At 61.8% G+C, this 22,786-nt stretch carries 20 protein-coding genes, 3 tRNA genes and 3 rRNA genes; 13 read left to right on the forward strand and 13 right to left on the reverse strand.

Annotated elements, in window-relative coordinates; genetic code table 11:
• Positions 1-2: 2 nt before the first annotated feature.
• The gene (hrpB, locus tag LY254_RS05865) at positions 3-2,525 is read left to right on the forward strand and encodes an ATP-dependent helicase HrpB (protein ID WP_247479570.1); all 2,523 of its coding nucleotides are present in this window, start codon (positions 3-5) and stop codon (positions 2,523-2,525) included.
• Here the strand turns inward: hrpB and LY254_RS05870 are convergent.
• Entirely contained in the window at positions 2,522-3,316 is a 795-nt protein-coding gene (locus LY254_RS05870; protein WP_247479571.1) for an HAD family hydrolase, read from the reverse strand. The two genes, hrpB and LY254_RS05870, sit on opposite strands and share 4 nt — an antisense overlap.
• Before the next feature lie 33 nt (positions 3,317-3,349).
• Between LY254_RS05870 and LY254_RS05875 the strand changes: the two genes are divergently transcribed.
• Genes LY254_RS05875 through LY254_RS05890 form a run of 4 tightly spaced genes read left to right on the forward strand, consistent with a single transcriptional unit; the run spans position 3,350 to position 5,407 of the window.
• Positions 3,350-3,565: a hypothetical protein gene (locus tag LY254_RS05875; protein WP_247479572.1), complete on the forward strand. Its 216-nt coding sequence runs from the start codon at positions 3,350-3,352 to the stop codon at positions 3,563-3,565.
• A 24-nt stretch (positions 3,566-3,589) separates the two neighbouring features.
• Complete coding sequence (gene xseA / locus LY254_RS05880) at positions 3,590-4,741, forward strand: exodeoxyribonuclease VII large subunit (RefSeq protein ID WP_247479573.1); 1,152 nt, start codon at positions 3,590-3,592, stop codon at positions 4,739-4,741.
• 4 nt (positions 4,742-4,745) lie between these two features.
• The gene (gene xseB, locus LY254_RS05885) at positions 4,746-5,030 is read left to right on the forward strand and encodes an exodeoxyribonuclease VII small subunit (protein WP_247479575.1); all 285 of its coding nucleotides are present in this window, start codon (positions 4,746-4,748) and stop codon (positions 5,028-5,030) included.
• 8 nt (positions 5,031-5,038) lie between these two features.
• Positions 5,039-5,407, forward strand: coding sequence for a DUF2834 domain-containing protein (locus LY254_RS05890; RefSeq protein ID WP_247479577.1), 369 nt, complete (start codon positions 5,039-5,041; stop codon positions 5,405-5,407).
• 8 nt (positions 5,408-5,415) lie between these two features.
• On the opposite strand, the gene LY254_RS05895 is transcribed toward LY254_RS05890, so the two are convergent.
• The 7 genes from LY254_RS05895 to LY254_RS05925 all read right to left on the reverse strand — a co-directional run bounded on the left by LY254_RS05895 (position 5,416) and on the right by LY254_RS05925 (position 12,274).
• Positions 5,416-5,763: a zinc ribbon domain-containing protein gene (locus LY254_RS05895; protein WP_247479578.1), complete on the reverse strand. Its 348-nt coding sequence runs from the start codon at positions 5,761-5,763 to the stop codon at positions 5,416-5,418.
• A 32-nt stretch (positions 5,764-5,795) separates the two neighbouring features.
• On the reverse strand, positions 5,796-6,701 hold the full coding sequence (locus tag LY254_RS05900) for a YihY/virulence factor BrkB family protein (protein ID WP_247479580.1): 906 nt from the start codon (positions 6,699-6,701) through the stop codon (positions 5,796-5,798).
• A 196-nt stretch (positions 6,702-6,897) separates the two neighbouring features.
• Positions 6,898-7,014, reverse strand: a 5S ribosomal RNA gene (rrf, locus tag LY254_RS05905).
• A 148-nt stretch (positions 7,015-7,162) separates the two neighbouring features.
• Positions 7,163-10,038: ribosomal RNA gene (locus LY254_RS05910) — 23S ribosomal RNA — on the reverse strand.
• Positions 10,039-10,443: 405 nt separating this feature from the next.
• Positions 10,444-10,516: transfer RNA gene (locus LY254_RS05915), tRNA-Ala, on the reverse strand.
• 25 nt (positions 10,517-10,541) lie between these two features.
• Positions 10,542-10,615 (reverse strand) — tRNA-Ile (locus tag LY254_RS05920).
• Between the two features lie 174 nt (positions 10,616-10,789).
• A 16S ribosomal RNA gene (locus LY254_RS05925) occupies positions 10,790-12,274 on the reverse strand.
• Together the 16S, 23S and 5S rRNA genes with 2 tRNA genes alongside form the textbook arrangement of a ribosomal RNA operon.
• A 691-nt stretch (positions 12,275-12,965) precedes the next feature.
• On the opposite strand from LY254_RS05925, the gene LY254_RS05930 reads away from it, so the two are divergent.
• Positions 12,966-14,417, forward strand: coding sequence for a glycoside hydrolase 100 family protein (locus LY254_RS05930; RefSeq protein WP_247479771.1), 1,452 nt, complete (start codon positions 12,966-12,968; stop codon positions 14,415-14,417).
• Between the two features lie 64 nt (positions 14,418-14,481).
• Here LY254_RS05930 and petD read toward each other — a convergent pair whose 3' ends face one another.
• Positions 14,482-14,964, reverse strand: a complete 483-nt coding sequence (gene petD / locus LY254_RS05935) for a cytochrome b6-f complex subunit IV (protein ID WP_010315067.1) — start codon at positions 14,962-14,964, stop codon at positions 14,482-14,484.
• A 124-nt stretch (positions 14,965-15,088) separates the two neighbouring features.
• Entirely contained in the window at positions 15,089-15,769 is a 681-nt protein-coding gene (gene petB / locus LY254_RS05940; protein WP_010315065.1) for a cytochrome b6, read from the reverse strand.
• 17 nt (positions 15,770-15,786) lie between these two features.
• Here petB and ctpZ point away from each other — a divergent pair, with 17 nt between their 5' ends.
• From ctpZ to LY254_RS05955, 3 genes are read left to right on the forward strand one after another with little or no spacing between them, the layout of a single operon-like run.
• Positions 15,787-17,091: a carboxyl-terminal processing protease CtpZ gene (gene ctpZ / locus LY254_RS05945; RefSeq protein WP_247479581.1), complete on the forward strand. Its 1,305-nt coding sequence runs from the start codon at positions 15,787-15,789 to the stop codon at positions 17,089-17,091.
• The gene (locus LY254_RS05950) at positions 17,088-18,350 is read left to right on the forward strand and encodes an HD domain-containing protein (protein WP_010315061.1); all 1,263 of its coding nucleotides are present in this window, start codon (positions 17,088-17,090) and stop codon (positions 18,348-18,350) included. Before ctpZ ends, LY254_RS05950 begins: the two co-directional genes overlap by 4 nt.
• Positions 18,351-18,360: 10 nt before the next feature.
• Positions 18,361-19,014, forward strand: coding sequence for a septum site-determining protein MinC (locus LY254_RS05955; protein ID WP_371820523.1), 654 nt, complete (start codon positions 18,361-18,363; stop codon positions 19,012-19,014).
• Here the strand turns inward: LY254_RS05955 and LY254_RS05960 are convergent.
• Genes LY254_RS05960 through LY254_RS05970 form a run of 3 tightly spaced genes read right to left on the reverse strand, consistent with a single transcriptional unit; the run spans position 19,011 to position 21,123 of the window.
• Complete coding sequence (locus tag LY254_RS05960; protein WP_010315057.1) at positions 19,011-19,607, reverse strand: chromate transporter; 597 nt, start codon at positions 19,605-19,607, stop codon at positions 19,011-19,013. The two genes, LY254_RS05955 and LY254_RS05960, sit on opposite strands and share 4 nt — an antisense overlap.
• Positions 19,604-20,137 (reverse strand): chromate transporter, encoded by a 534-nt coding sequence (locus LY254_RS05965; protein WP_247479583.1) that lies wholly within the window; start codon positions 20,135-20,137, stop codon positions 19,604-19,606. Before LY254_RS05965 ends, LY254_RS05960 begins: the two co-directional genes overlap by 4 nt.
• The gene (locus LY254_RS05970) at positions 20,137-21,123 is read right to left on the reverse strand and encodes a phosphatidylserine/phosphatidylglycerophosphate/cardiolipin synthase family protein (protein ID WP_247479584.1); all 987 of its coding nucleotides are present in this window, start codon (positions 21,121-21,123) and stop codon (positions 20,137-20,139) included. The genes LY254_RS05965 and LY254_RS05970 overlap by 1 nt, the downstream gene beginning before the upstream one ends.
• A 79-nt stretch (positions 21,124-21,202) precedes the next feature.
• Here LY254_RS05970 and minD point away from each other — a divergent pair, with 79 nt between their 5' ends.
• The 4 genes from minD to LY254_RS05990 all read left to right on the forward strand — a co-directional run bounded on the left by minD (position 21,203) and on the right by LY254_RS05990 (position 22,742).
• Positions 21,203-22,018: a septum site-determining protein MinD gene (gene minD / locus LY254_RS05975; RefSeq protein ID WP_247479585.1), complete on the forward strand. Its 816-nt coding sequence runs from the start codon at positions 21,203-21,205 to the stop codon at positions 22,016-22,018.
• 4 nt (positions 22,019-22,022) lie between these two features.
• The gene (minE, locus tag LY254_RS05980; protein WP_247479587.1) at positions 22,023-22,406 is read left to right on the forward strand and encodes a cell division topological specificity factor MinE; all 384 of its coding nucleotides are present in this window, start codon (positions 22,023-22,025) and stop codon (positions 22,404-22,406) included.
• A gap of 34 nt (positions 22,407-22,440) precedes the next feature.
• Positions 22,441-22,644 carry a helix-turn-helix transcriptional regulator gene (locus LY254_RS05985; protein ID WP_247479589.1) on the forward strand — a complete coding sequence of 68 codons (204 nt, stop codon included), beginning with the start codon at positions 22,441-22,443 and terminating at the stop codon, positions 22,642-22,644.
• Positions 22,645-22,670: 26 nt separating this feature from the next.
• Positions 22,671-22,742 (forward strand) — tRNA-Thr (locus tag LY254_RS05990).
• Positions 22,743-22,786: the final 44 nt, after the last annotated feature.

Below are 22,786 nucleotides of genomic sequence, written 5' to 3' on the forward strand. Positions count from 1 at the left end.
CCGTGCCGCTTCCGATTGAGCCGCTGCTGCCCGAGCTGGTGCAGCGGCTTCCAGCGGGCGGAACCTTGCTGCTGCAGGCTCCACCGGGGGCCGGAAAAACCACAGGCGTGCCCCTGGCCCTGCTTGAGGCCCTGCCCCCGGAGAGCGGGCGGGTCTTGATGCTGGAGCCGCGCCGGCTCGCTGCCAAAGCCGCGGCCCAGCGTCTGGCCAGCAGTCTTGGCGAGGACGTTGGCCAACGGATTGGCTATCGCGTCCGCCTGGAGAGCCGGGTCTCAGCCGCCACCCGGGTGGAGGTGCTGACCGACGGCCTGTTCCTGCGGCAGCTGCAGTCCGACCCCAGCCTGGAGGGGGTGGCCTGCGTGATCTTCGACGAATTTCACGAGCGCCGCAGCGAGGCGGACCTGGCCTTGGCGCTGCTGCGGGAGGCCAGGGCGGTGATCGCACCGGAGGTGCGACTGCTGGTGATGTCAGCGACGCTCAACCTCCAGCCCCTGCGTGAACAGCTGCCCGAGGCCGCGCTGCTCACCAGCGAAGGACGAAGCTTCCCCGTCGCGGTGCAGCACCAACCGGCTCGAGAGCGTGAGACCCTCTCCGCCCAGGTGGTCCGGGCCCTGGAGAGCCAATGGCTGGACCAACGGCAGGACCACGAGACCGCCCTGGTGTTCCTCCCTGGACAACGCCAGATTCAGCAGTGCCAGGAGGCGATCGCGCGGACCAACTGGTCCCAGGACCTGGAGATCTGCCCCCTGCACGGCAACTTGCCCCTGGGGGAGCAGAGCCGCGCGATCCAAGCCAGCCGCAGCCCCGCGGGGAAGGTGGTGCTGGCAACAGCCATTGCCGAAAGCTCCCTGACGATCGCCGGGGTCGCCCTGGTGATCGATAGCGGCCTCAGCCGCCGCAGCCGCTTCGACCCCGCCAGCGGCATGGAGAGCCTGGTCACGCTCCCGACGAGCCAGGCCAGTGCGGAGCAACGGGCTGGCCGCGCCGGACGCCTCGGTCCAGGGCGCGCGATCCGCCTCTGGAGCCCCGCGGAGCAGCAGCGGCGCCCAGCCTTCGATCCCCCGGCCCTGCTGGAGGCCGACCCCGCCCCCCTGGTGCTGCAACTGGCCCAGTGGGGCGCGGGTCTGGGGGAGGAGTTGCCCTGGCTGGAGCCACCGCCACGGCCCCATCTGCTGGAGGGGCAGGAGCTGCTCCAACAACTGGGCGCCCTCAATGACACCGGGCAACTCAACAGCCATGGGCGCCAACTCAGCCAGCTGGGAGTGCATCCCCGCCTGGGCCAGGTGCTGCTGCAGGCCCAGGAGCTCGGCGTACCAAGCCTGGGCTGCGCCCTGGCCGCCCTGCTGAGCGAGCGGGACCCCCTACGGCTGGATGAGGCCGGCTGTGATCTGCTGCGCCGGCTGGATTGGCTGCGGCAGGACGGGCGAGACCATCGCCGGCGCTCGATTCAGCAGCTGCAGGCGCAGCTGGAGCGCCAGCTCCAGGGCATCGCCGGTCAAGAACGCCACCGCCCCCAACCGACCCTGAACAGTGGCGAGGAGGCATCGTTCTGCGCCGAGCTGATTGCCCAGGCCTACCCCGAGCGGGTCAGCCTCCAGCGCCCAGGCGCCCCCGGTCGCTACCAGCTGCGCTCCGGCCGTGGCGCCGAACTGCATCCCGGCGACCCCCTCTGGGGCAGCGAGGCCCTGGCCATTGCCCATGCCGATGGGGGAGGCAGTGACTGCCGCATCCAGCTGGCCTTGGCCCTGCCGCAGAGCAGCGTGGAGAGCCTGGCCCAAACGCAGGGCGAACGCCTGCAACTGGTGAGCTGGGATCCCAGCCAAGAGCGGGTCAAGGCCGAGGAGAGCCTCCAATTGGGTGCGCTGACGCTGGAGCGCCGGCCCCTGCGCGATCCCCCAGCAGAGCTCCTGCGCGCCGCGCTGCTCGAGGGCTTGGCCGATCTGGGGCTCGAGGCCCTGCCCTGGGGCAAGGGCTCAAGGCAGTTGCAACAGCGTCTCTGCCTGGCCCACCGGGAACTGGGCGCCCCCTGGCTGGACCGCAGCGATGCCGTCCTGGAAGCCGACCCCCTGGGCTGGCTCGGGGATCAACTGGAGGGCCTGCGCTCGCGCCAGGACTTGCAACAACTCAATCTCTGCGAGGCCCTCTGGAGCGGTCTGGACTGGTCCTTGCGCCAGGAGCTCGAGACGCTGCTGCCCACCAGCCTGGCGATTCCCTCCGGCCGTCAGGCCAGCCTCGACTACAGCAGCGGCACACCGGTGCTGGCCGTGAAATTGCAGGAGCTCTTCGGGGCCGCCACCACCCCGACGGTCCTGGGCGGACGGCTGCCGGTGACGGTGCAACTGCTCTCGCCGGCGGGGCGCCCCGCGGCGATCACCCAAGACCTCGCGGGCTTCTGGACTGGGGCGTATCGGGACGTGCGCCGGGACCTGCGGGGCCGCTATCCCCGCCATCCCTGGCCCGAGGATCCAGCCAACGCCACGCCCACGGCCCTCACCAAAAAGCGGCTGGAGCAACAGCAGCGCTAGGCCATCAGGTGGCCAAAACCAAAGTGGCGCAGCCCCTCGGCGATGCCCTGACATCCATGGCCCTGGGCGTGATAGACACCCGAGAGACGGGGCAACTGCTCCACCAGGGCCGGCTCGGCATTGCCGACCATGACCCCCTTGAGGCCGGTTTCAAACATCGCCAGATCGTTGAGGGTGTCCCCAGCGGTGACCACCGTGGTGTGATCCGCCTCCAACCACCCAAGCAGCGACAGCAGGGTTGAGCCCTTGTCGACCCCGCCCGGGAGGACATCGAAATAGCGGTTGTCGGACATCACCACCGTCGCCCCCTCCGCCTCGAGCACAGGGATGAGGCCCAGGTCGAACTGATCGAGGTCGACATAAAAGGCCAGACGACGGTTCGAGCTCATGGGTTGGAGCTCCAGTCCAGGCCGCCCCTCCAGCAGCGTGCGGAGCCGCGGCTCGAGGGCCTGCCAGCGCTGCTCAATGGGGTCCACCGCCAGTGGGATCGGCAACAGGGAAGAACCGCAGGCCACCGTGCAACCCACATCACCGATGACCAGATGGGGGGCCGCCAGCCCCAACGGTTCGTCTTGCCCCAGCACCTGAGCGATCGCGCCCAGGTCCCTGCCGGTACAGAAGACATGGAGTACCCGCTCGCGCTGCTCGGCCAACCAGCGATAGAAGCCACGACGCTCCTCGCTGGGTCCCCCCAGCAGGGTGCCGTCGAGATCGGTGACCAGCACCAGCTCGGGGTGCTCCGGCAAGGGGGCGGCGAGCTGACTCTGTAGGCGCGCTCGAGGGGACGTCACAGGCACCCGGGCAAAGGCGCGCCAACGCTATCGGTGGGCCAAACTGGCTGCGGTTGTGCGTCCTGCAGAGTCCTGGCCCGCTTCTACGCCAAAAATCGCCGCGACGGTGCCCGACTGCTGAGTTCAGCCCTGGTGCTGACCACCATTGCCCTGTTCAACGTCCAGAACGCCGTCGGCCTGGCGTTGAGCGTCATCGGTGCTGTGGTTTGTCTCTACTGGTGGAGCTGCTACCGCCAACTCGAGCGCTGATGCTCCTGCGCGCCTGAGCCGGTGATGAAGAGCGACTCCGGCATCCCGCGTTACAGCGTCGCGGAACTCAATCAAGCCATTGGCTCGCTGCTGGAGCGGGGCTTTGCACCCCGGTTTCTGCTGGAGGCCACCGTTTCGCGGCCCCAACTGAAAAAAGGGCATCTGTGGCTGACCCTGGTGGATAAGTCGGCCTCCATCTCCGGTGTGGTCTGGTCCTCCCAGCGGGAGCGCCTGAGCTACCAGCCCAGCGAAGGGGATGGGGTCCTGGTGGTGGGGAAACTGAACTTCTGGGCCAGCCGCGCCAACCTCTGCGTTCAGATCCTCGACATCCGTCCAGCCCTCAGCGCGGTTCTACGGCAGTTCGAGCGGGTCTGCGCGCTCCTGGAACCCGAGGGCCTCTTGGCCGCGGAGCGCAAACGCCCCCTGCCGGAGATGCCCGCAGCGATTGCCCTCTTAACCAGCGTTCCCAGTTCCGCCCTGGCGGACATGCTGCGCACAGCCCAGGAGCGCTGGCCGGCGACCACGGTTCACGTGGTGCCGATTCCCGTGCAGGGGATGGTGGCCGCAACCATCCGCAAGCGCCTGGCCGAGGTGCTCGAGCGCAGCGACGAACTGCAGATCGAGGCCATCGTTCTGGCCCGCGGGGGCGGCGCTCGAGAGGACCTGGCCGTCTTCGACGACGAGGAGCTGGCCCGCGACCTGGCGGCGAGCCCGATCCCGGTGGTCACTGGCCTAGGGCACGAGGACGACACGACCGTGGCCGACCTTGTGGCGGACTACCGCGCGGCGACGCCGACCGCGGCCGTCGTTGCGCTTCTGCCGGATCGCGAGTCCCTCTCGCAGGGGCTCCAGCACCGCCTGGCCATCGTCCGTCAACTGATGCTGCATCGCCTCCAACAGGGACAGCAGCGACTCGCGCTGCAGCGCCAGCGGCTGGAGCAATGCCACCCCAGCCTGATCATCGAGCGGGAGCGCGAGCGACTGCAGCAACGGCTGCAACTGCTGGAAGCCCTGTCGCCGCAAAGGCTGCTCAGACGCGGCTTCTCCTTGGTGCGCAGGGCCGATGGCTCCCTGCTGCGCTCCGTCAGCCAGAGCCAGGCGGGCGATTCCCTCAGGCTGGAGCTAATCGACGGCAAGATCGAGGCCGTGGTGGAGCAGGTCAGCCCTCACCCCTGATGCCATGACGGAAGCCAAACCCCAAACCAAACGCAAGAAGCCCGCGAGCAAGGCCAAGGCCGCTGCTTCGAGTGAAACCGAGCAGTGGCAGAAGGAGATCGAAGCCCTGAGCTACCAAGAGGCCAACACGGCCCTGGAGCTCACCCTTGCGAAGCTTCAGTCCGCAGAGCTCGAGGTCGAGGAGATGGCAGGCCTCTATCGCCGCGCGGAGGCCTATGCCGCCCGCTGCCAGGTGGTGCTCGAGCAGGTGGCCCAGGAAGTGGTCGAATGGGAGGCACTCAGCACCTAGGGACCGCGATGGCCTCCAAACCCGCTCAGCAACCCTGGCTGGCCTGGCTCTATCTCGCCCTGGCGGTGGCGGGCGGAGTGCTGCCCTGGCTCTCCAACCTGGAGTTCATGCGCGAGTACGGCGCCAGTTTTGACCTGGCCCAGTTCATCGCCCTGGCCAATGCCAATCCCGCCGCTGAATCGCTGTCGCGGGATCTGTTGGTGGGGGCTTCAGCGATCACGATCTGGATCGTCGTAGAGAGCCGGCGCCTGCAGATGCGTCACCTCTGGATTGTTCTGCTGAGTGCAGGAACGATCGCCTTTGCCTTCGCCGCGCCCTTCTTTTTATTCCTGCGGGAACGTCGTCTCGCTGAGATGGCGCGAACCAGCGAAGGCTGAGGAAAGCCCTAGCGATCCGTGACGTCCTGCACCTGAACGTCGACCACCGCATCGCTAGCGGGGGCATCGACGGACTTGGCCGCGGCGGCAGCGGGACGCACCTGGCTGAGGTCCGCTCCGCAGGCCGGACAAGCGGGCGCTCCAACGCTGGGGGTCCCGCAGGCCGGACAGGTCACGATGCGGCGCTTGAACCACTGCCAAGCCAGAAAACCCGCTCCACCAAGGACCAGGGGCCCCAAGACCAACAGCAAGGTGATGCCCTCGAGGACATCAACGAACAGACGCCCAGCCAGCCCCGGAGCGATCAGCAGGACGCCGATCAGCGTGATCCAAAGCCAAGGAATCGGACGTTGCATCGCCTAGCGCAAACGGAGCAGCCGCAGGACCATCATCCTGCCGAAAGCTCGCGGCGCTTGCTGCAGACCACGCTGAGCGCCATGCCGTAATAGACGACCAGGGCCACCAGCCAAACCCAGAGGCTGAGGACCAACACACCACCAATGACGCCATAGGCCTGAAAGCGCGCGCCCAGTGAGATCAGGCTTCGGCCCAGGGCCAGGTTCAGAGCCGTGAGGGCTGAGCCAATCAGCAGCGATCCCGGAATGAGAGGACGCAAGGGAACCCTGCGGGTCGGCATGAAGGCCAGCAGGACAAACGCCAGCGAGCAGCTAATGATGACGCTGATGCCCAAGTCCACCAGCAGAGGAACCGGTGCCCAGAGGTGCAGCTTGGCGGGAAGCCAGCTCTCCAGCAGCAGTCTCCAGCTGCCGGGCTTGAGCAGACGCAGGTTGGTCGTGATCTGATCGAGAACCACAAAAAAGCCGATCAGAACAACAACAACCAGTGACTCAATGCGGTTACGAATGAACTTCCAGACCGGCTTTTTCCAATTCTCTGGTGGAGTCAGAATCGGCCGAAAACCCCAAAGCCGATCCGCCCCGCGTTGAAGACTGAGATAGGCATTAGTGGAAGAGATCACCAGAAAAATGACACCAATCAAGCCCGCACCGGTCCCCTGCTTATACAGACGCAGCAGCGTTGTACTCACCAAGGGCAAGGCCGAAGGGGGCAAAAACTGATCCGCAACAGCGATGACCTGATCGGCCAGTCCATCCATCCGCCCCAGAACCAGGCCAGCGACGCCCAGCGCAATCAGAAGGATGGGGAAAAAGGACTGAAGGCTGTGATACGCAAAGGCCGCACTGAGATCCACACAATCTTCTCGATCCCAAAGGCGGTAGGCCTTCCAGAACGGCTTCACAATCGCGCGCCATCGACGCGAACGCAGCAACACCTAGGGATTCATCTGGCTTGCATCAACAATAGGCCTGCGCAAAGCGCGCACACCAGCGACTCTCTCAGCCCCGTTGAAGCCCAAATAATTCCAGGCACAAAAAAGCCACCCTTTTGGGGTGGCCTTCTCGTCTCAACCCATGGCTCATCTCATCAAGAGAGAGCAGCATGGATTGAGTTGTTGGAGCGAATGTTTTACCTGGCATCGACCTATTTTCTCAGGGGGCTACCCCCCAAATATCGTCGGCGCTACAGCGTTTCACAGCCGAGTTCGAGATGGATCGGAGTGGTTCCACTGCGCCATGGACACCAGGATAGAGATTCGCTCTCAGGTGAACCCTGAGAACTGCATAGGTTACGAGTTGATTGGCTGATTGACTTGCGTCAACAGCAAACTCTCGCTCTGGAAGTCAAAAGCTCTCCACATTGACTCTGCAGTCACTGTGTTTTGAGAGATGAGATTTGGTCAAGCCCTCGGTCTATTAGTACTCCTCTGCTTCACGCATTACTGCGCTTCCACATAGAGCCTATCAACGGGTGTTCTTCCCGTGACCTTACTGGCTTAAGCCATGGGAATACTCATCTTGAGGTGGGCTTCCCACTTAGATGCTTTCAGCGGTTATCCACTCCGCACATGGCTACCCAGCGTTTACCGTTGGCACGATAACTGGTACACCAGAGGTGCGTTCCTCCCGGTCCTCTCGTACTAGGGAGAAATCCTCTCAATATTCCTGCGCATGCACCGGATATGGACCGAACTGTCTCACGACGTTCTGAACCCAGCTCGCGTACCGCTTTAATGGGCGAACAGCCCAACCCTTGGGACCGACTTCAGCCCCAGGTTGCGATGAGCCGACATCGAGGTGCCAAACCTCCCCGTCGATGTGAACTCTTGGGGGAGATCAGCCTGTTATCCCTAGAGTAACTTTTATCCGTTGAGCGACGGCCCTTCCACTCAGAACCGTCGGATCACTAAAGCCTACTTTCGTACCTGTTCGACTTGTAGGTCTCACAGTCAAGCTCCCTTCTGCTTTTGCACTCGTCGGCTGATTTCCAACCAGCCTGAGGGAACCTTTGCGCGCCTCCGTTACCTTTTAGGAGGCGACCGCCCCAGTCAAACTGCCCACCAGATACTGTCCGGTTCCCGGATAACGGGTAACCGTTAGAACCCTAGCTCGCAAAGAGTGGTATCTCACCAGTGGCTCACCATCACCCACAAGCAATGGATCAAAGCCTCCCACCTATCCTGCGCATTGCGAGCCCGAGCACAATACCAAGCTACAGTAAAGCTTCATAGGGTCTTTCTGTCCGGGTGCACGTAGTCCGCATCTTCACAGACAATTCTATTTCGCCGAGCCTCTCTCCGAGACAGCGCCCAGATCGTTACGCCTTTCGTGCGGGTCGGAACTTACCCGACAAGGAATTTCGCTACCTTAGGACCGTTATAGTTACGGCCGCCGTTCACCGGGGCTTCAGTCGTTAGCTTCGCTTGCGCTGACCAACTTCTTTAACCTTCCGGCACTGGGCAGGCGTCAGCCCCCATACATCGTCTTGCGACTTAGCGGAGACCTGTGTTTTTGGTAAACAGTCGCCTGGGCCTATTCACTGCGACCAGCTCGCGCTGGCACCCCTTCTCCCGAAGTTACGGGGTCATTTTGCCGAGTTCCTTAGAGAGAGTTACCTCGCGCCCCTCGGTATTCTCTACCACCCCACCTGTGTCGGTTTCGGGTACAGGTAATCATGCCTTAACGGGTATAGGGCTTTTCTTGGAAGCTTGACGTCACCAACTTCGCTGCCGTAGCAGCTCGCACTCACGCCTCAGCTCAAGCTGTTTTCGCCAGCTCTCAACGCCTCGAACGCTTGGACCGGTAACCAACATCCGGATTGGCTAGCCTTCTCCGTCCTCCTTCCCAAAACATGATCAGTACAGGAATGTTGACCTGTTATCCATCGACTACGCCTTTCGGCCTCGCCTTAGGTCCTGACTAACCCTCCGCGGACGAGCCTGCCGGAGGAACCCTTAGGGTTTCGGGGAATGGGATTCTCACCCATTTTTTCGCTACTCAAGCCGACATTCTCACTTCTATGCAGTCCACGCCCGCTTACGCTAACGCTTCACCCCACATAGAACGCTCCCCTACCATTAAACAAGTTTAATCCGCAGCTTCGGTACAACACTTAGCCCCGTTCATTTTCGGCGCAGGATCGCTCGACCAGTGAGCTATTACGCACTCCTTTGAGGATGGCTGCTTCTAGGCAAACCTCCTGGTTGTCTCGGCAATCCCACCTCCTTTATCACTTAGTGTTGATTTGGGGACCTTAGCTGGCGGTCTGGGCTGTTTCCCTTTCGACCATGGAGCTTATCCCCCACAGTCTGACTGCCTAGTTACACACAGGGTATTCAGAGTTCGTCTCGATTTGGTACCGCTCTCGCAGCCCGCACCGAAACGGTGGCTTTACCCCCCTGCTGGAGCACTAGACGCTACGCCTCAACGTATTTCGGGGAGAACCAGCTAGCTCCGGGTTCGATTGGCATTTCACCCCTAACCACAGCTCATCCGCTGATTTTTCAACATCAGTCGGTTCGGACCTCCACTTGGTATCACCCAAGCTTCATCCTGGCCATGGTTAGATCACCCGGGTTCGGGTCTATAAACACTGACTAACGCCCTATTCAGACTCGCTTTCGCTATGGCTCCACCATTTCCGGTTTAACCTGCCAGTGCCTATAAGTCGCCGGCTCATTCTTCAACAGGCACACGGTCACCCTATCAGTAGGGCTCCCATTGCTTGTAAGCTCACGGTTTCATGTTCTATTTCACTCCCCTCCCGGGGTTCTTTTCACCTTTCCCTCGCGGTACTGTTGCGCTATCGGTCACACAGGAGTACTTAGCCTTACGAGGTGGTCCTCGCAGATTCACACGGAATTCCACGTGCTCCGTGCTACTCGGGATACAGCTAGCTCAGTTCAGTTTTCGAATACGGGGCTTTCACCCTCTATGGCGCGCCATTCAAACGCTTCCTCTAACATCCCTGATACACGTTGCTGTCCCACAACCCCGATAGTCGAAACTATCGGTTTAGGCTCTTCCCCGTTCGCTCGCCGCTACTTAGGGAGTCGTTTTTACTTTCCTTTCCTCCAGCTACTAAGATGTTTCAGTTCGCTGGGTTGGCTCGCGCCAGCCTATAGATTCAGCTGGCCGTTCTAGGGGTTGCCCCATTCGGAAATTCCCGGATCAAAGCGTTTTTCCAGCTCCCCGAGACTTATCGCAGGTAAACACGTCCTTCATCGCCTCTGTGTGCCAAGGTATCCACCGTGAGCCCTTTGTAGCTTGACCAATTAATCCTCCTAACGCTTCAGGCTGTTGAGGCCCATTCTCTCAAGTTTCTCTTAGTCAATCAGCAGATTTCTCTGCTCACTCACCAGTTAGAAACAAGGATCAAACTCCCCGCTCCTCGGCGGATTGGGAAGAACGCTAGAAGGTCTCGGCTCTCAAAAATAGAATTACTAGTTCTTGCGAACTAGCCTCTATGAGATGCTTTTGTCTTTCCAGACTCACCTATGCAGTTGTCAAGGTTCTGCTAAATCCTCTCCTTCTCAGGAGTGAATTCAGCATCAGCTCAATCCGTTATCGGACATGAGCTGAGGCTGAATACGACTGGACGAACCAGTGGATTCTTTGGAACAACGTCTAGTCACCAACCAAGAAGCTCTTCCTGGCTTAGGAGTTCAGTAGTGTTAGTGGAGGTTAGCGGACTCGAACCGCTGACATCCTGCTTGCAAAGCAGGCGCTCTACCAACTGAGCTAAACCCCCAAATGATCCAAAATGGATTTTGGAATGGGCCATCCTGGACTTGAACCAGGGACCTCACCCTTATCAGGGGTGCGCTCTAACCACCTGAGCTAATGGCCCAGGAAGTGAACCCTCTATGGGGTGACCTAGACAACGTTTAGGAACTAAAAATCAATCGTTGTGCAGTCTTGCGACTCACAGGATTGAAGTTGAGGTACCGATCGACCTAAGGTGACAGGATTTCGGCCTAAGAATAAAAGTACTCAGGCATCAAAATCGTTGTTTGTCTCCCTGTTAGGAGGTGATCCAGCCGCACCTTCCGGTACGGCTACCTTGTTACGACTTCACCCCAGTCATCAGCCCCACCTTCGACGTCCTCCTCCACAAGGGTTGGAGTAACGGCTTCGGGCGTGGCCAACTTCCATGGTGTGACGGGCGGTGTGTACAAGGCCCGGGAACGTATTCACCGCAGTATGCTGACCTGCGATTACTAGCGATTCCTCCTTCACGTAGGCGAGTTGCAGCCTACGATCTGAACTGAGCCACGGTTTATGGGATTTGCTAGCTCTCGCGAGTTTGCTGCCCTTTGTCCGTAGCATTGTAGTACGTGTGTAGCCCAGGATGTAAGGGGCATGATGACTTGACGTCATCCACACCTTCCTCCGGTTTATCACCGGCGGTCTCGCTAGAGTGCCCAACTAAATGCTGGCAACTAACGACGTGGGTTGCGCTCGTTGCGGGACTTAACCCAACATCTCACGACACGAGCTGACGACAGCCATGCACCACCTGTCACTGCGTTCCCGAAGGCACTCTCTCGTTTCCAAGAGATTCGCAGGATGTCAAACCCTGGTAAGGTTCTTCGCGTTGCATCGAATTAAACCACATACTCCACCGCTTGTGCGGGCCCCCGTCAATTCCTTTGAGTTTCACACTTGCGTGCGTACTCCCCAGGCGGAACACTTAACGCGTTGGCTACGACACCGAGGGGGTCGATTCCCCCGACACCTAGTGTTCATCGTTTACGGCCAGGACTACAGGGGTATCTAATCCCTTTCGCTCCCCTGGCTTTCGTCCATGAGCGTCAGTTATGGCCCAGCAGAGCGCCTTCGCCACTGGTGTTCTTCCCGATATCTACGCATTTCACCGCTACACCGGGAATTCCCTCTGCCCCTACCACACTCTAGTCTGTCAGTTTCCACTGCCGAAATGGAGTTAAGCTCCACGCTTTAACAGCAGACTTGACAGACCGCCTGCGGACGCTTTACGCCCAATAATTCCGGATAACGCTTGCCACTCCCGTATTACCGCGGCTGCTGGCACGGAATTAGCCGTGGCTTATTCATCAAGTACCGTCAGATCTTCTTCCTTGATAAAAGAGGTTTACAGCCCAGAGGCCTTCATCCCTCACGCGGCGTTGCTCCGTCAGGCTTTCGCCCATTGCGGAAAATTCCCCACTGCTGCCTCCCGTAGGAGTCTGGGCCGTGTCTCAGTCCCAGTGTGGCTGATCATCCTCTCAGACCAGCTACTGATCGATGTCTTGGTAGGCCTTTACCCCACCAACTAACTAATCAGACGCGAGCTCATCCTCAGGCGAAATTCATTTCACCTCGCGGCATATGGGGTATTAGCGGTCGTTTCCAACCGTTATCCCCCTCCTGAGGGCAGATTCTCACGCGTTACTCACCCGTCCGCCACTAACCCGAAGGTTCGTTCGACTTGCATGTGTTAAGCACGCCGCCAGCGTTCATCCTGAGCCAGGATCAAACTCTCCGTTGTAGATCAAATCCTATTGACTGCTCGCGCAGCCTCAATTTGATTTGCTTCACCCACTCCAGCACTGGCGCACTGTCGCAGTTGATGCCACTTCCTCTGACAGAAGCGTTCAAAGAGTGCAAAACAAAATTTCTTTCGTTCAGACTTTCCAGGATCTCAGATCCGGTCGTTGCTCCACTCACTGCACACCGACACAACCCTTGACCGTGAAATCAAAAGATCATGCAAGCAATGAGCTTCCACAACTAAAAAATTTTTGACGGGACCTCACACCCTCACTGCATCTTCGTTAACCATCAACCTCAGCCTCTCAGCCTCAGCATCCGACTAACGCAGTGAAAGCGTCAGTTCCTAAACGTTCAGTTGTCCAGGTGCTCCGATAACCGCACGCTTCTCAGCTCGACCCTCTCAGGTCTTTCGGGCTCTCGGTCCGCGGCCTCGCGACCGCTTGTTGAACTTACATCACCGAGTTCCCTCGGCTTTCGGTTCACAGCGGCGTCTCAGCCGCTGATCGAACCTACATCACCAGGTCACCCCAGCTTTCAGTTCGCTGCTCGCTCACCTCTCGGTTTGCTCGCAGCACATAACCATAACACCATTGACCCCACCCACGTCAAACCCAATCCATGGGGCTGACGAAACCCCAGACCATTTCTAGGGTTTGGCAAGACAGGCGACGAGCGGGAGGCCAGTCCTGGCCAAGCAATTCAGCCAAGAGCGCCTTCGCGTCAGACCCAGCTCGCGCGAAGAGGCGGTCGTTGCGGCCGCAGAGGAGCACTTTGAGAAGACCCTGGTTCGCATCCGCGGTGAACTCGTTGGATCCGTAGCGGCCCTCTCCCATCCAGGCGGTGGGGATGAAGCCCTGAACTACGGCGAGGTCTTCCTGCGGGACAACGTCCCGGTGATGCTCTACCTGCTGCTCAAGGGCCGCTACCAAATCGTTCGCAACTTCCTCGATATCTCCCTGGAGCTGCAGAGCAGCACCTACCAAACCCGCGGCGTCTTCCCCACCAGCTTTGTCGAGGACGGCGACGAGCTCCTCGCTGACTACGGACAGCGCTCCATCGGCCGGATCACCAGTGTCGATGCCAGCCTCTGGTGGCCTGTCCTCGCCTGGCTCTACGTCAAACGCAGCAAGGACTACGAGTTCGGCGCCAGCCAGAAGGTCCAGAGGGGGATCCAATTACTGCTCGATCTGGTCCTGCACCCCACCTTCGAGGGCACGCCCGTGCTCTTCGTGCCGGACTGCTCGTTCATGATTGATCGCCCCATGGATGTCTGGGGCGCTCCACTGGAGGTCGAGGCCCTGCTCTTCGGCTGCCTCGGTTGCTGCTGCCAACTGATGGAGCTGGCGCAGAAAAGCCACAACAGTCGATTGCTGGAGCAGCGACTGGTCCTGACCAAGCAGTGGAAATACGACCTACGCCGATACCTGCTCAAGCACTACTGGGTGACCAGCAAAACCATGCAGGTCCTGCGCCGGCGCCCCACCGAGCAATACGGCGAGCAGCAGTCCCTCAACGAATTCAACGTCCAGCCCCAGGTCATTCCGCCCTGGCTGCAGGACTGGCTCGAGGATCGCGGCGGCTATCTGATCGGCAACATGCGGACCGGCCGGCCGGACTTCCGCTTCTACAGCCTGGGCAATTGTCTGGGCTGCCTCTTTGGTCTGATCACCGCACCCCAGCAACGGGCTCTCTTCCGCCTGGTGCTCCACAACCGTGATGAGCTCATGGCCCAGATGCCCATGCGCATCTGCCATCCACCGCTCGAAGGGGACAAGTGGAGTGAGAAAACCGGATCAGACCCGAAGAACTGGCCCTGGAGCTATCACAACGGAGGCCACTGGCCGAGCCTGCTCTGGTACCTCGGCGGCGCCGTTCTGCTGCATCAACGGCTCTATCCCACGGCCGATGTCCTGCTGATGGGACAGATGCAGGCCATGCTGGAAGAGTGCTACTGGATGCAGCTCAACCAACTGCCAAGGCAGCAGTGGGCCGAGTACTTCGATGGACCAACCGGCACCTGGGTGGGACAGCAGGCGCGGACCTATCAGACCTGGACCATTGTCGGTTTCCTTCTGCTGCATCACATCCTGCGGGTCAAGACCGACGATGTGGACATGCTCGACATCAACGCGCCCTAAGGGCGGGCACAAAAAAGCCCCGGCACGAGGCCAGGGCTGAAGAACACAAGCGCAGGGCTTTGGATCAGAACAGACCCAGGGTCAGGGACTTGTCGATCGGCAGAGCCGCACCGATGCCCAGATAGATGGTGAACACGGTGCCGAACAGGAAGGCACCCATGGCCACCGGACGGCGGAAGGGGTTCTGGAATTTGTTGAAGCTCTCGATGAAGGGCACCAACATCAGACCCAGGGGGATCATGGTCTGCAGAGCGATACCCAGCAGCTTGTTGGGCACCACGCGCAGGATCTGGAAGACCGGGTACAGGTACCACTCAGGAAGGATCTCCAGAGGAGTGGCGAAGGGATCAGCCTTGTCGCCCAGCATCGCGGGGTCGAGAACAGCCAGGCCCACCAGGCAGGCCAGGGTTCCCAGGATCACCACCGGGAAGATGTAGAGCAGGTCGTTCGGCCAGGCGGGCTCGCCGTAATAGTTGTGGCCCATGCCCTTGGCGAGCTTGGCCCGCAGCTTGGGATCGCTGAGATCTGGCTTCTTAAGGATGTGCATGAGGGTGACCGACGTTGGAGTCGTTTATTTCCCAGTGAAGGAAGGCTAGAAACCGCCCTGGGTGTGGCGGAGCCGTCGAAAGAGAGCCGTCAGGGATCGCAACAAAGCGATCCCCTGGCGGAAATCACAAGGGACCGGAGATGCCCTGCTTCCGGATCATCAGGAAGTGCATGAGCATGAACACGGCCAGCAGCCAAGGCATCACGAAGGTGTGCAGGCTGTAGAAGCGCGTGAGGGTGGCCTGGCCAACGCTCTCACCGCCGCGCAGCAGCTCAACCATGAAGTCACCGACGACAGGCACGGCTGCGGGAACACCCGAGACGATCTTCACGGCCCAGTAGCCGACCTGATCCCAGGGCAGGGAGTAACCGGTCACACCGAAGGACACGGTGATCACAGCCATGGTCACGCCGGTGATCCAGGTGAGCTCACGGGGGCGCTTGAAGCCGCCGGTCAGGTACACGCGGAAGACGTGCAGGATCAACATCAGCACCATCATCGAGGCGCTCCAGCGGTGCACGGAGCGGATCAGCCAGCCGAAGCTGACATCGGTCATCAGGTACTGGACCGAGGCGTAGGCCTCAGCCACGGTCGGCTTGTAATAGAAGGTCATCGCGAAGCCGGTCGCGAACTGCACCAGGAAGCAGACCAGGGTGATGCCGCCCAGGCAATAGAAGATGTTGACGTGGGGCGGCACGTACTTCGACGCGACGTCGTCAACGATGTCCTGAATGTCCAGGCGCTCGTTGAACCAGTCGTAGACGGGCGATGACTTTCCGCCGGCGGCGGGTGAGGAGTTCGCCATGCAGCGATTGGGTTTGGTTGGCAGAGTCTACCGATCACCTCCTGCCGCTCGTGAGCGCGGCGCCGCTTGTGACATCACCGCCACAAAACCCGACTCCGCGGCGCTCAAGGGAGCTGAAATCCATTGCAGCGCTTGCGCTCTCCTGGTTATTAAGCCTCTGGCTGACCGCCGCACCTGCCCTGGCCCTCAACGATGGCCAACAGCTCGTGGTGGAGAGCTGGCGCCTGGTGAACCAGAGCTATGTCGATCCCGATCGCTTCGACACCATTCATTGGAAACGGCTGCGGCAGAAAGCACTGGAGCGCTCCATCCAGAGCAGTGCCGATGCCTACGACGCCATCGAGGCGATGCTGACCCCGATTGGAGATCCCTACACCCGCCTGCTGAGGCCCGCTGACTTCCGCACGCTGAAGGCCAATACAGAAGGAAGCGTCAGTGGGGTCGGCCTGCAGCTCGGGATTCGCCAGGACGACACCGCCATCGTGGTCATTGCCCCGCTCGAGGGCTCCCCGGCGGCCGAAGCCGGCATCAGCAGCGCCAGCGTTCTCAAGAGTGTCGATGGTTTGAGCACAGCGGATTTGGGCCTGGAGGCCACCGCGGCCCGTCTGCGGGGCAAAGAAGGCACCTCCGTTCTGCTGGAGCTGATCACCCCGAGCGGCAAATCCCAAGAGCTGGAACTCAGGCGCCGGCAGGTGGACCTGCAGCCCGTCCGCAGCCGCCTGATCCAAACCGCTGGGCATCGCCTGGGCTACATCCGCATCACTCAGTTCGCCGAACCCGTTCCCCAGGAGCTGGCCAAGGCACTGCAGAAGCTGCAAGCCCAGGACATCGATGGCCTGATCCTGGATCTCAGGAACAACTCCGGCGGCCTCGTCAGCGCCGGCCTGGCCGTCGCCAACGTCTTTTTGGATGGGGGCCCAATCGTCGAGACCCAAAACCGTGATGGCTTTAGCGATGCCCAGCAGGCCAGCCGCGGCCAGCTCTATGACGGCCCGATGCTCACCCTGGTGAACGAAGGCACCGCCAGCGCTAGTGAAATCCTGGCTGGGGCCCTGCAGGACGACGAGCGCTCACCGCTTCTGGGCAGCCGGACCTTTGGCAAGGGCTTGATCCAGACCCTGATCGGCCTAGGGGGCGATGGCAGTGGTCTGGCCGTGACCGTGGCCCGCTACCTCACCCCCAGTGGACGCGACATCCAAAACCTGGGGATCGAACCCGACCAACGCCTGGCGGATCCCGAACCGCTCAATCCCGGCGGCGATGGAGACACCTGGCTGGAGATCGCCCTGAACCAGCTCGCTGAGCAGATCGACGCCGGATGAGCGCCCGCACCTATCACGATCCGCTGCACGGGGCGATCCGACTCTCCCGGCGCGAACCCGCCGAAGCCCTAGCGATCGATCTGATCGACACGCCGGTCTTCCAGCGGCTCAGGCGGATCCGGCAACTGGGGCCGGCCTACCTGACCTTCCACGGGGCCGAGTCCAGCCGTTTCACCCACTCCCTGGGGGTCCTGCACCTGGCGCGCCAAGCCCTGGGCAACCTGGGCCGCAGCCATCCCGAGCTGAGCGAGCACCGGGGGGTGCTCTATGCCGCGGCCCTGCTGCACGACGTCGGCCATGGCCCCCTCAGCCACTCCGGCGAGGAGATGTATGGACTGCACCATGAGAGCTGGTCCAGTCGACTGATCCGTGAGCACCCCTCGCTCAGGGAGCCGCTTGAAGCCTTTGCCGAGGGCACGGCCGATCAGGTCGCCGACCTGCTGGAGCACGGCCGCTTTCGCAATCCAGCCATCAAGGCGCTCGTCAGCAGCCAGCTCGATTGCGATCGCCTCGATTACCTGCTGCGGGACAGCTACAACACAGGCGCCAGCTACGGGGTGCTCGACCTCGAGCGCATCCTGGCCAGCCTGACCCTGGCCCCCGATGGCCAACTCGCCCTGCAGCCCAAGGGGCTGATGGCTGTCGAGCACTACCTGGTGGTGCGCAATCTGATGTATCGGAGCGTCTACAACCACCGCCTCAATGTGGTCTGCAACTGGCTGCTGAACCGGACCATTGCGCTGGCCCGAGAACTGGGACCCGATCAGGTCTGGGCCGATGCCGTGATGCAGCGCTGGCTCTGGGAACCGAAGACCCTGGATCTGGAGGCCTTCCTGGGCAATGACGACGTGAGAACCGGCTATCACCTGCAGCGCTGGCTGGAGGAGGGGCCGGCCCCGCTCCAGCAACTCTGCGGACGGGTCCTCAACCGAGAACTGCTGCGGGCCTCCGATCTCAGCCAGCTCCCCCAGGAAAGGCGTCTGGCGCTACTGGCTCGAGCACAGACCCTGAGTGAGTCGGCCGGACTGCGCCCTGACCTCTGCTGCGGCCTGCACCAGCAGAGCAACCACGGCTATCACCCTTATAAAGGTGGGCTTCGTCTCTGGGATGGCCATCAGCTCGGGGCCATTGAGCAGCGCTCACCGCTGATTCGCAGCCTGATCCAACCAACCCAAACCGCCTGGCTGATTCATCCACCGGAGATCACCCCGGCGATCCGCGAAGCCCTGGCCCTGGAAGTTGCGGCGGGAGATCCCTAAGTTGCACGCCATGCAGGCCGCTCCCCGTCGCTTCCAGCTCAAGCCCCTTCGCAAGGCTGAGGCCTCGGCATTCGATGAAGTCCGCTCACAACTGGGGGCGACAGACGGCCCTGGAGCTGCCGTGCTGGTCTGCGACGACCGGCTGCTGAGCCTGCCGGACCTGCGCGCCATCGCCGAGCTGCTCCAGCAAGCCCAACAACCCTTGGTTCGCGTCGAAGCCCGGGAGGCCCTGAGCCTGGTTCCCGCAGCGGCGCTTGGGCTCGAAACCGCCCTGATCACAGAAGCAGTTCCCGAGCTAAGCCGCCCTGCAGCGGAGGCCAACGATCTCACCATCCACCGAGGCACCCTGCGCTCGGGCGATCACCTGCAGGTCGATGGCTCGGTGCTGGTACTCGGAGACGTCAATCCAGGGGCCCGGGTCAGTGCCAACGGGGACGTTCGGGTCTGGGGACGGCTGCGCGGCATTGCCCATGCCGGCCAAGCGGGAAACACCGCGGCTCGGGTCGTGGCGCTGCAACTGCGCCCGCTGCAATTGCGCATTGCCGACGCCGTGGCAAGGGGCCCTGAGGACCTACCCCCTCCGGGATTCAGCGAGGAGGCACTGCTGCTGGATGGAGCCATTGCCATCCGACCGGCTGAACCGCTCTGGCCCCAGGAGGCTTAACGGTTCACCAAACCAAACGCCCCCAGGCCAGCGGCCACGGCCATGAACCACAGGGGAGAGATCTTGGTGCGCAGCATCAAAAAACAGACAACCGCCGAGACCGCATAGGCGGGGGTGTCGTGATCGGAGATCCGCAGGATCTTCAGGCCAACGGCAAACAGCACCCCGAGGGTGATCGGTCCCATCGCGCGCTCGAAGGCCAGCCGAAAGGGGGAGGTCTTAAAGCGATTCCAACTCAAGGCCGCAATCACCATCAGCAGGGTGGAGGGCAACAGGATCGCCACCTCCGCCATCACCCCACTGAGCAGACCCCAGAAGGGGCCCTCCTGAAAGGCAGCCCCCATGCCGAGCAAACCAACAATCATCGAGCTGGGACCCGGTGCCCCTTCGGCAATGGCGTAGATCTCGGCGAACTGTTGGGAGCTCAGCCAGCAGTACTTGTCGACCGCCATGTAGTGGTACTCCGCCAGCAGCGTGTTCCCGCCACCCAGGGAAAACAGCGACAGGCTGAGGAAGTCCCAGATCACGGCGATCAAATTGCGCCAATCCCCCAGATGGGCCGGTTGACAGACCGCAGCCAGCAGGCTGGTCATGGCTTTCTCGGCCAATACCAGGCCATCGCCAAGGGGCCCGCCACCAACACCAACGGCACCAGGCGCACATGGAAGACCGTCATCGCCACAAAGCTGATGGCAGCCAGCAGCAGGGCGACGCGATCCCTCAGGTAGGCGGCGGCAATCTTGAAGCCCATGGACAGGGCCATGCCCGCTGAGGCCGTGATCACTCCCGCCAGGAGACGATCGACTCCCACCGAGGTGTGGAGGTAGTAGTAAGCAAGCCCAAGCGCCATCAAGACGCTGAAGGGCAGCAGCAGGATTCCCGCCAGGGCCGCCAAGGCGCCGGTCAGGCCACGGAAATGGCTGCCGATATAGATCGCCATGTTGATCTGGTTGGGGCCAGGGAACAGGCGGGCCACCGTCAGGCCAGTGATGAACTCCTGCTTGGTCATCCACTCCTTGTCTTCGACGACGATCCGCTCGCTCCAGGCCGAGAGTCCTCCTCCAAAGGAGGACAGGGCCACCTGCTGCATGCCCCAGAACAACTGCCGGTGGGTGGGAGGCATCAGTCGTGCACGAAGTGGGGGTCCGGCGGCAGCTCGCCCTCCTCGTGATACGCCGGATCCAGGGGATCCGGGGCGCTGTACTTCTTGGCGGACTCCCAGTCGGCGTTGAACGTCTCCGACAGGCGAGCGATCACCTCTGGGGCATCCACCTCAATGCCCAGTTCACGGCGGAGATCAAAGGCGCTGCGGTCGATATTCATCGAACCGGTCATGGCGGCGCGCTCGTCCACCAGGATCAACTTGGCGTGCAGCTTCAACTGCTTTTGGCGCCGGATCTTGACCCCGGCGTGCTCCAGCAAGCGCAGGGAACTGAAGGTGTCGTAGACATCCCAATCGCTCAGGCCGTGCTTGCCGCCGCAGAGCACCCGCACCTTCACCCCACGCTGCTTGGCGGCCACCAGCCGCTCCAGGATCACGGCGTCCACAAACTTGGGGTGCTGAATGCGCAGCGACTCCTGGGCGCTATCAATCACCCGGGCCATCTGCCCGCGGCTGTGGACGCTGCTCCAGACCAGGCCGACATCGAGGCGGGGATCAAACGCGCGGCGCTCCCAGTCCGCGTCAAAGCCGGCAATCACCTGCTCGATCACCAGCGGGTCATGGCTCACGACGCCGTAATCACGGGTCTCGGTGAAGTACTTCTCTGAGAGGTTGAAGGTGGCGATCAGGGCCGCCTGACCATCGATCACCATCGATTTCTCGTGGGTGACCGGGAAGCGCTCGCTGGTCCAGGCCACCTCCACTCCCCAGCCCTGAAGCAAGGCAAAGGCCTCGTCATTCCAGCGGTCACCACCGGAGGTGTGGGGATTGAGCATCACCCGAATCCGCACCCCCCGTTGCTGGGCGCGCAGCAGGGCCTGCTCGATGGCCTCGCTCTGCAGCTTGAACTGCTTGAGCAGCAGCTGGGACTGGGCCTGGTCGATCCAATCCACGACCGCCTGAGCCCCGTCATCGGGCATCACAAGGAGACGTTGACTGGCTGCCATGACGGCCCACAGCTGACGTCTGATGTCTAGGGAGAAACGACTGAATTGGCCTTAACCTTCACGCACGTTTCGGTGCGCTGTGGCCTCCAGTAGTCGCTTCATCCTGATCTGTTCAGGCAAGGGGGGTGTGGGCAAAACCACCCTCACCGCCAACCTGGGCATTGCTCTGGCCAGGCAGGGCATGCGGACCGCCGTGCTGGACGCCGATTTTGGACTGCGCAACCTGGATCTGCTGCTGGGCCTCGAGAACCGCATCGTCTACACCGCCCAGGACGTTCTCTCGGAAACCTGCCGCCTCGAGCAGGCACTGGTGAAGCACAAGCAGGAGCCCAACCTGGCCCTGCTGCCGGCGGGCAATCCACGGATGCTGGAGTGGCTGAAGCCCGAGGACATGCAAACCATCGCCGAGATGCTCGGCGAGAGCCACGACATCGTGCTGATCGACTGCCCAGCTGGCATCGAAGACGGCTTTAAGAACGCGGCCGCAGCCGCCAAGGAAGCCATCGTGATCACCACCCCTGAGGTGTCCGCCGTGCGGGACGCCGACCGGGTGATCGGCCTGCTCAACACCCGTGGCATCCAGCCGATTCAGATGGTGCTCAACCGGGTGCGCCCCAAGATGATGGCCAACCAAGAGATGTTGGCAGTGGATGACGTCACCGACATCCTGGCCCTGCCGCTGCTTGGTCTGGTGCTAGAGGACGAGCAGGTGATCGTGAGCACCAACCGCGGTGAACCCCTCACCTTGAGCGGATCCAAATCCCCTGCCGCCACGGCCTACAGCAACATCGCCCGGCGCATCTGTGGTGAGGACGTCCCGCTGATTGATCCCTCCAAGGTCAAGCAAGGCTTGCGCGCCAAGCTCAGCCGCCTGATGCAAACCAAGATTTTCTGAACTGATGAGCCTGCGCGAATTCATCGACAAGTTGCTTGGGCGGCAGCCCGCCAGCGCCACCACGGCCAAGGAGCGCCTGCAGCTGGTGCTGGCCCATGACCGCAGTGATCTCAATCCGGAACTGCTGGAGCAGATGCGGCGCGAGATCCTCGAGGTGGTCAGCCGCTACGTCGAGATCGATCTCAGCGAAGGCGATGTCAGCCTGGAAACTGAGGATCGCGTGACCGCCCTGGTGGCCAACCTGCCAATTCGCCGGGCCATCGTTAAACCAACTCCCGAGGCCGCGAGCGAGGAGGAGGCCGAGGAGCCCGCAAGCGAAGACGCGCCTGCCGCCAGCGAAACAGCCACGGAGGAAGGCGAACCCGAGCCCATCGTCAGCCAGGGCTGATCCAGGGGAATGCTTGGGGCAATTGCCTCTCTCCATGGCTGCCCCCTCAGGCCTTCAGCCCACACCAGCCGAGCGGCGGGTCCTCTCTGAGTTGCGAGACGGCAAAAGCAACGGCTCAATCGCGGTCAGCCTCAGCCTCAGCCGACGCACGGTCGAATCCCACCTGTCGCGGCTGCTGGCCAAAACCGGTTGCCGCAACCGCACCCAGCTGCTGCTCTGGTCCATGGCCGAGCGATAAGCTCTGACCAGGGGCCATGCCCCGTTGCCGGCTTAGCTCAGTGGTAGAGCAGCGCTTTTGTAAAGCGAAGGCCATCGGTTCAAATCCGTTAGCCGGCTTGCCAAGGAATGTCTGAAAGACGTCACGGAATAGAACCGGCCGT

Source organism: Synechococcus sp. NB0720_010, from assembly GCF_023078835.1.
In the GTDB taxonomy this organism is placed as follows: Bacteria; Cyanobacteriota; Cyanobacteriia; order PCC-6307; family Cyanobiaceae; genus Vulcanococcus.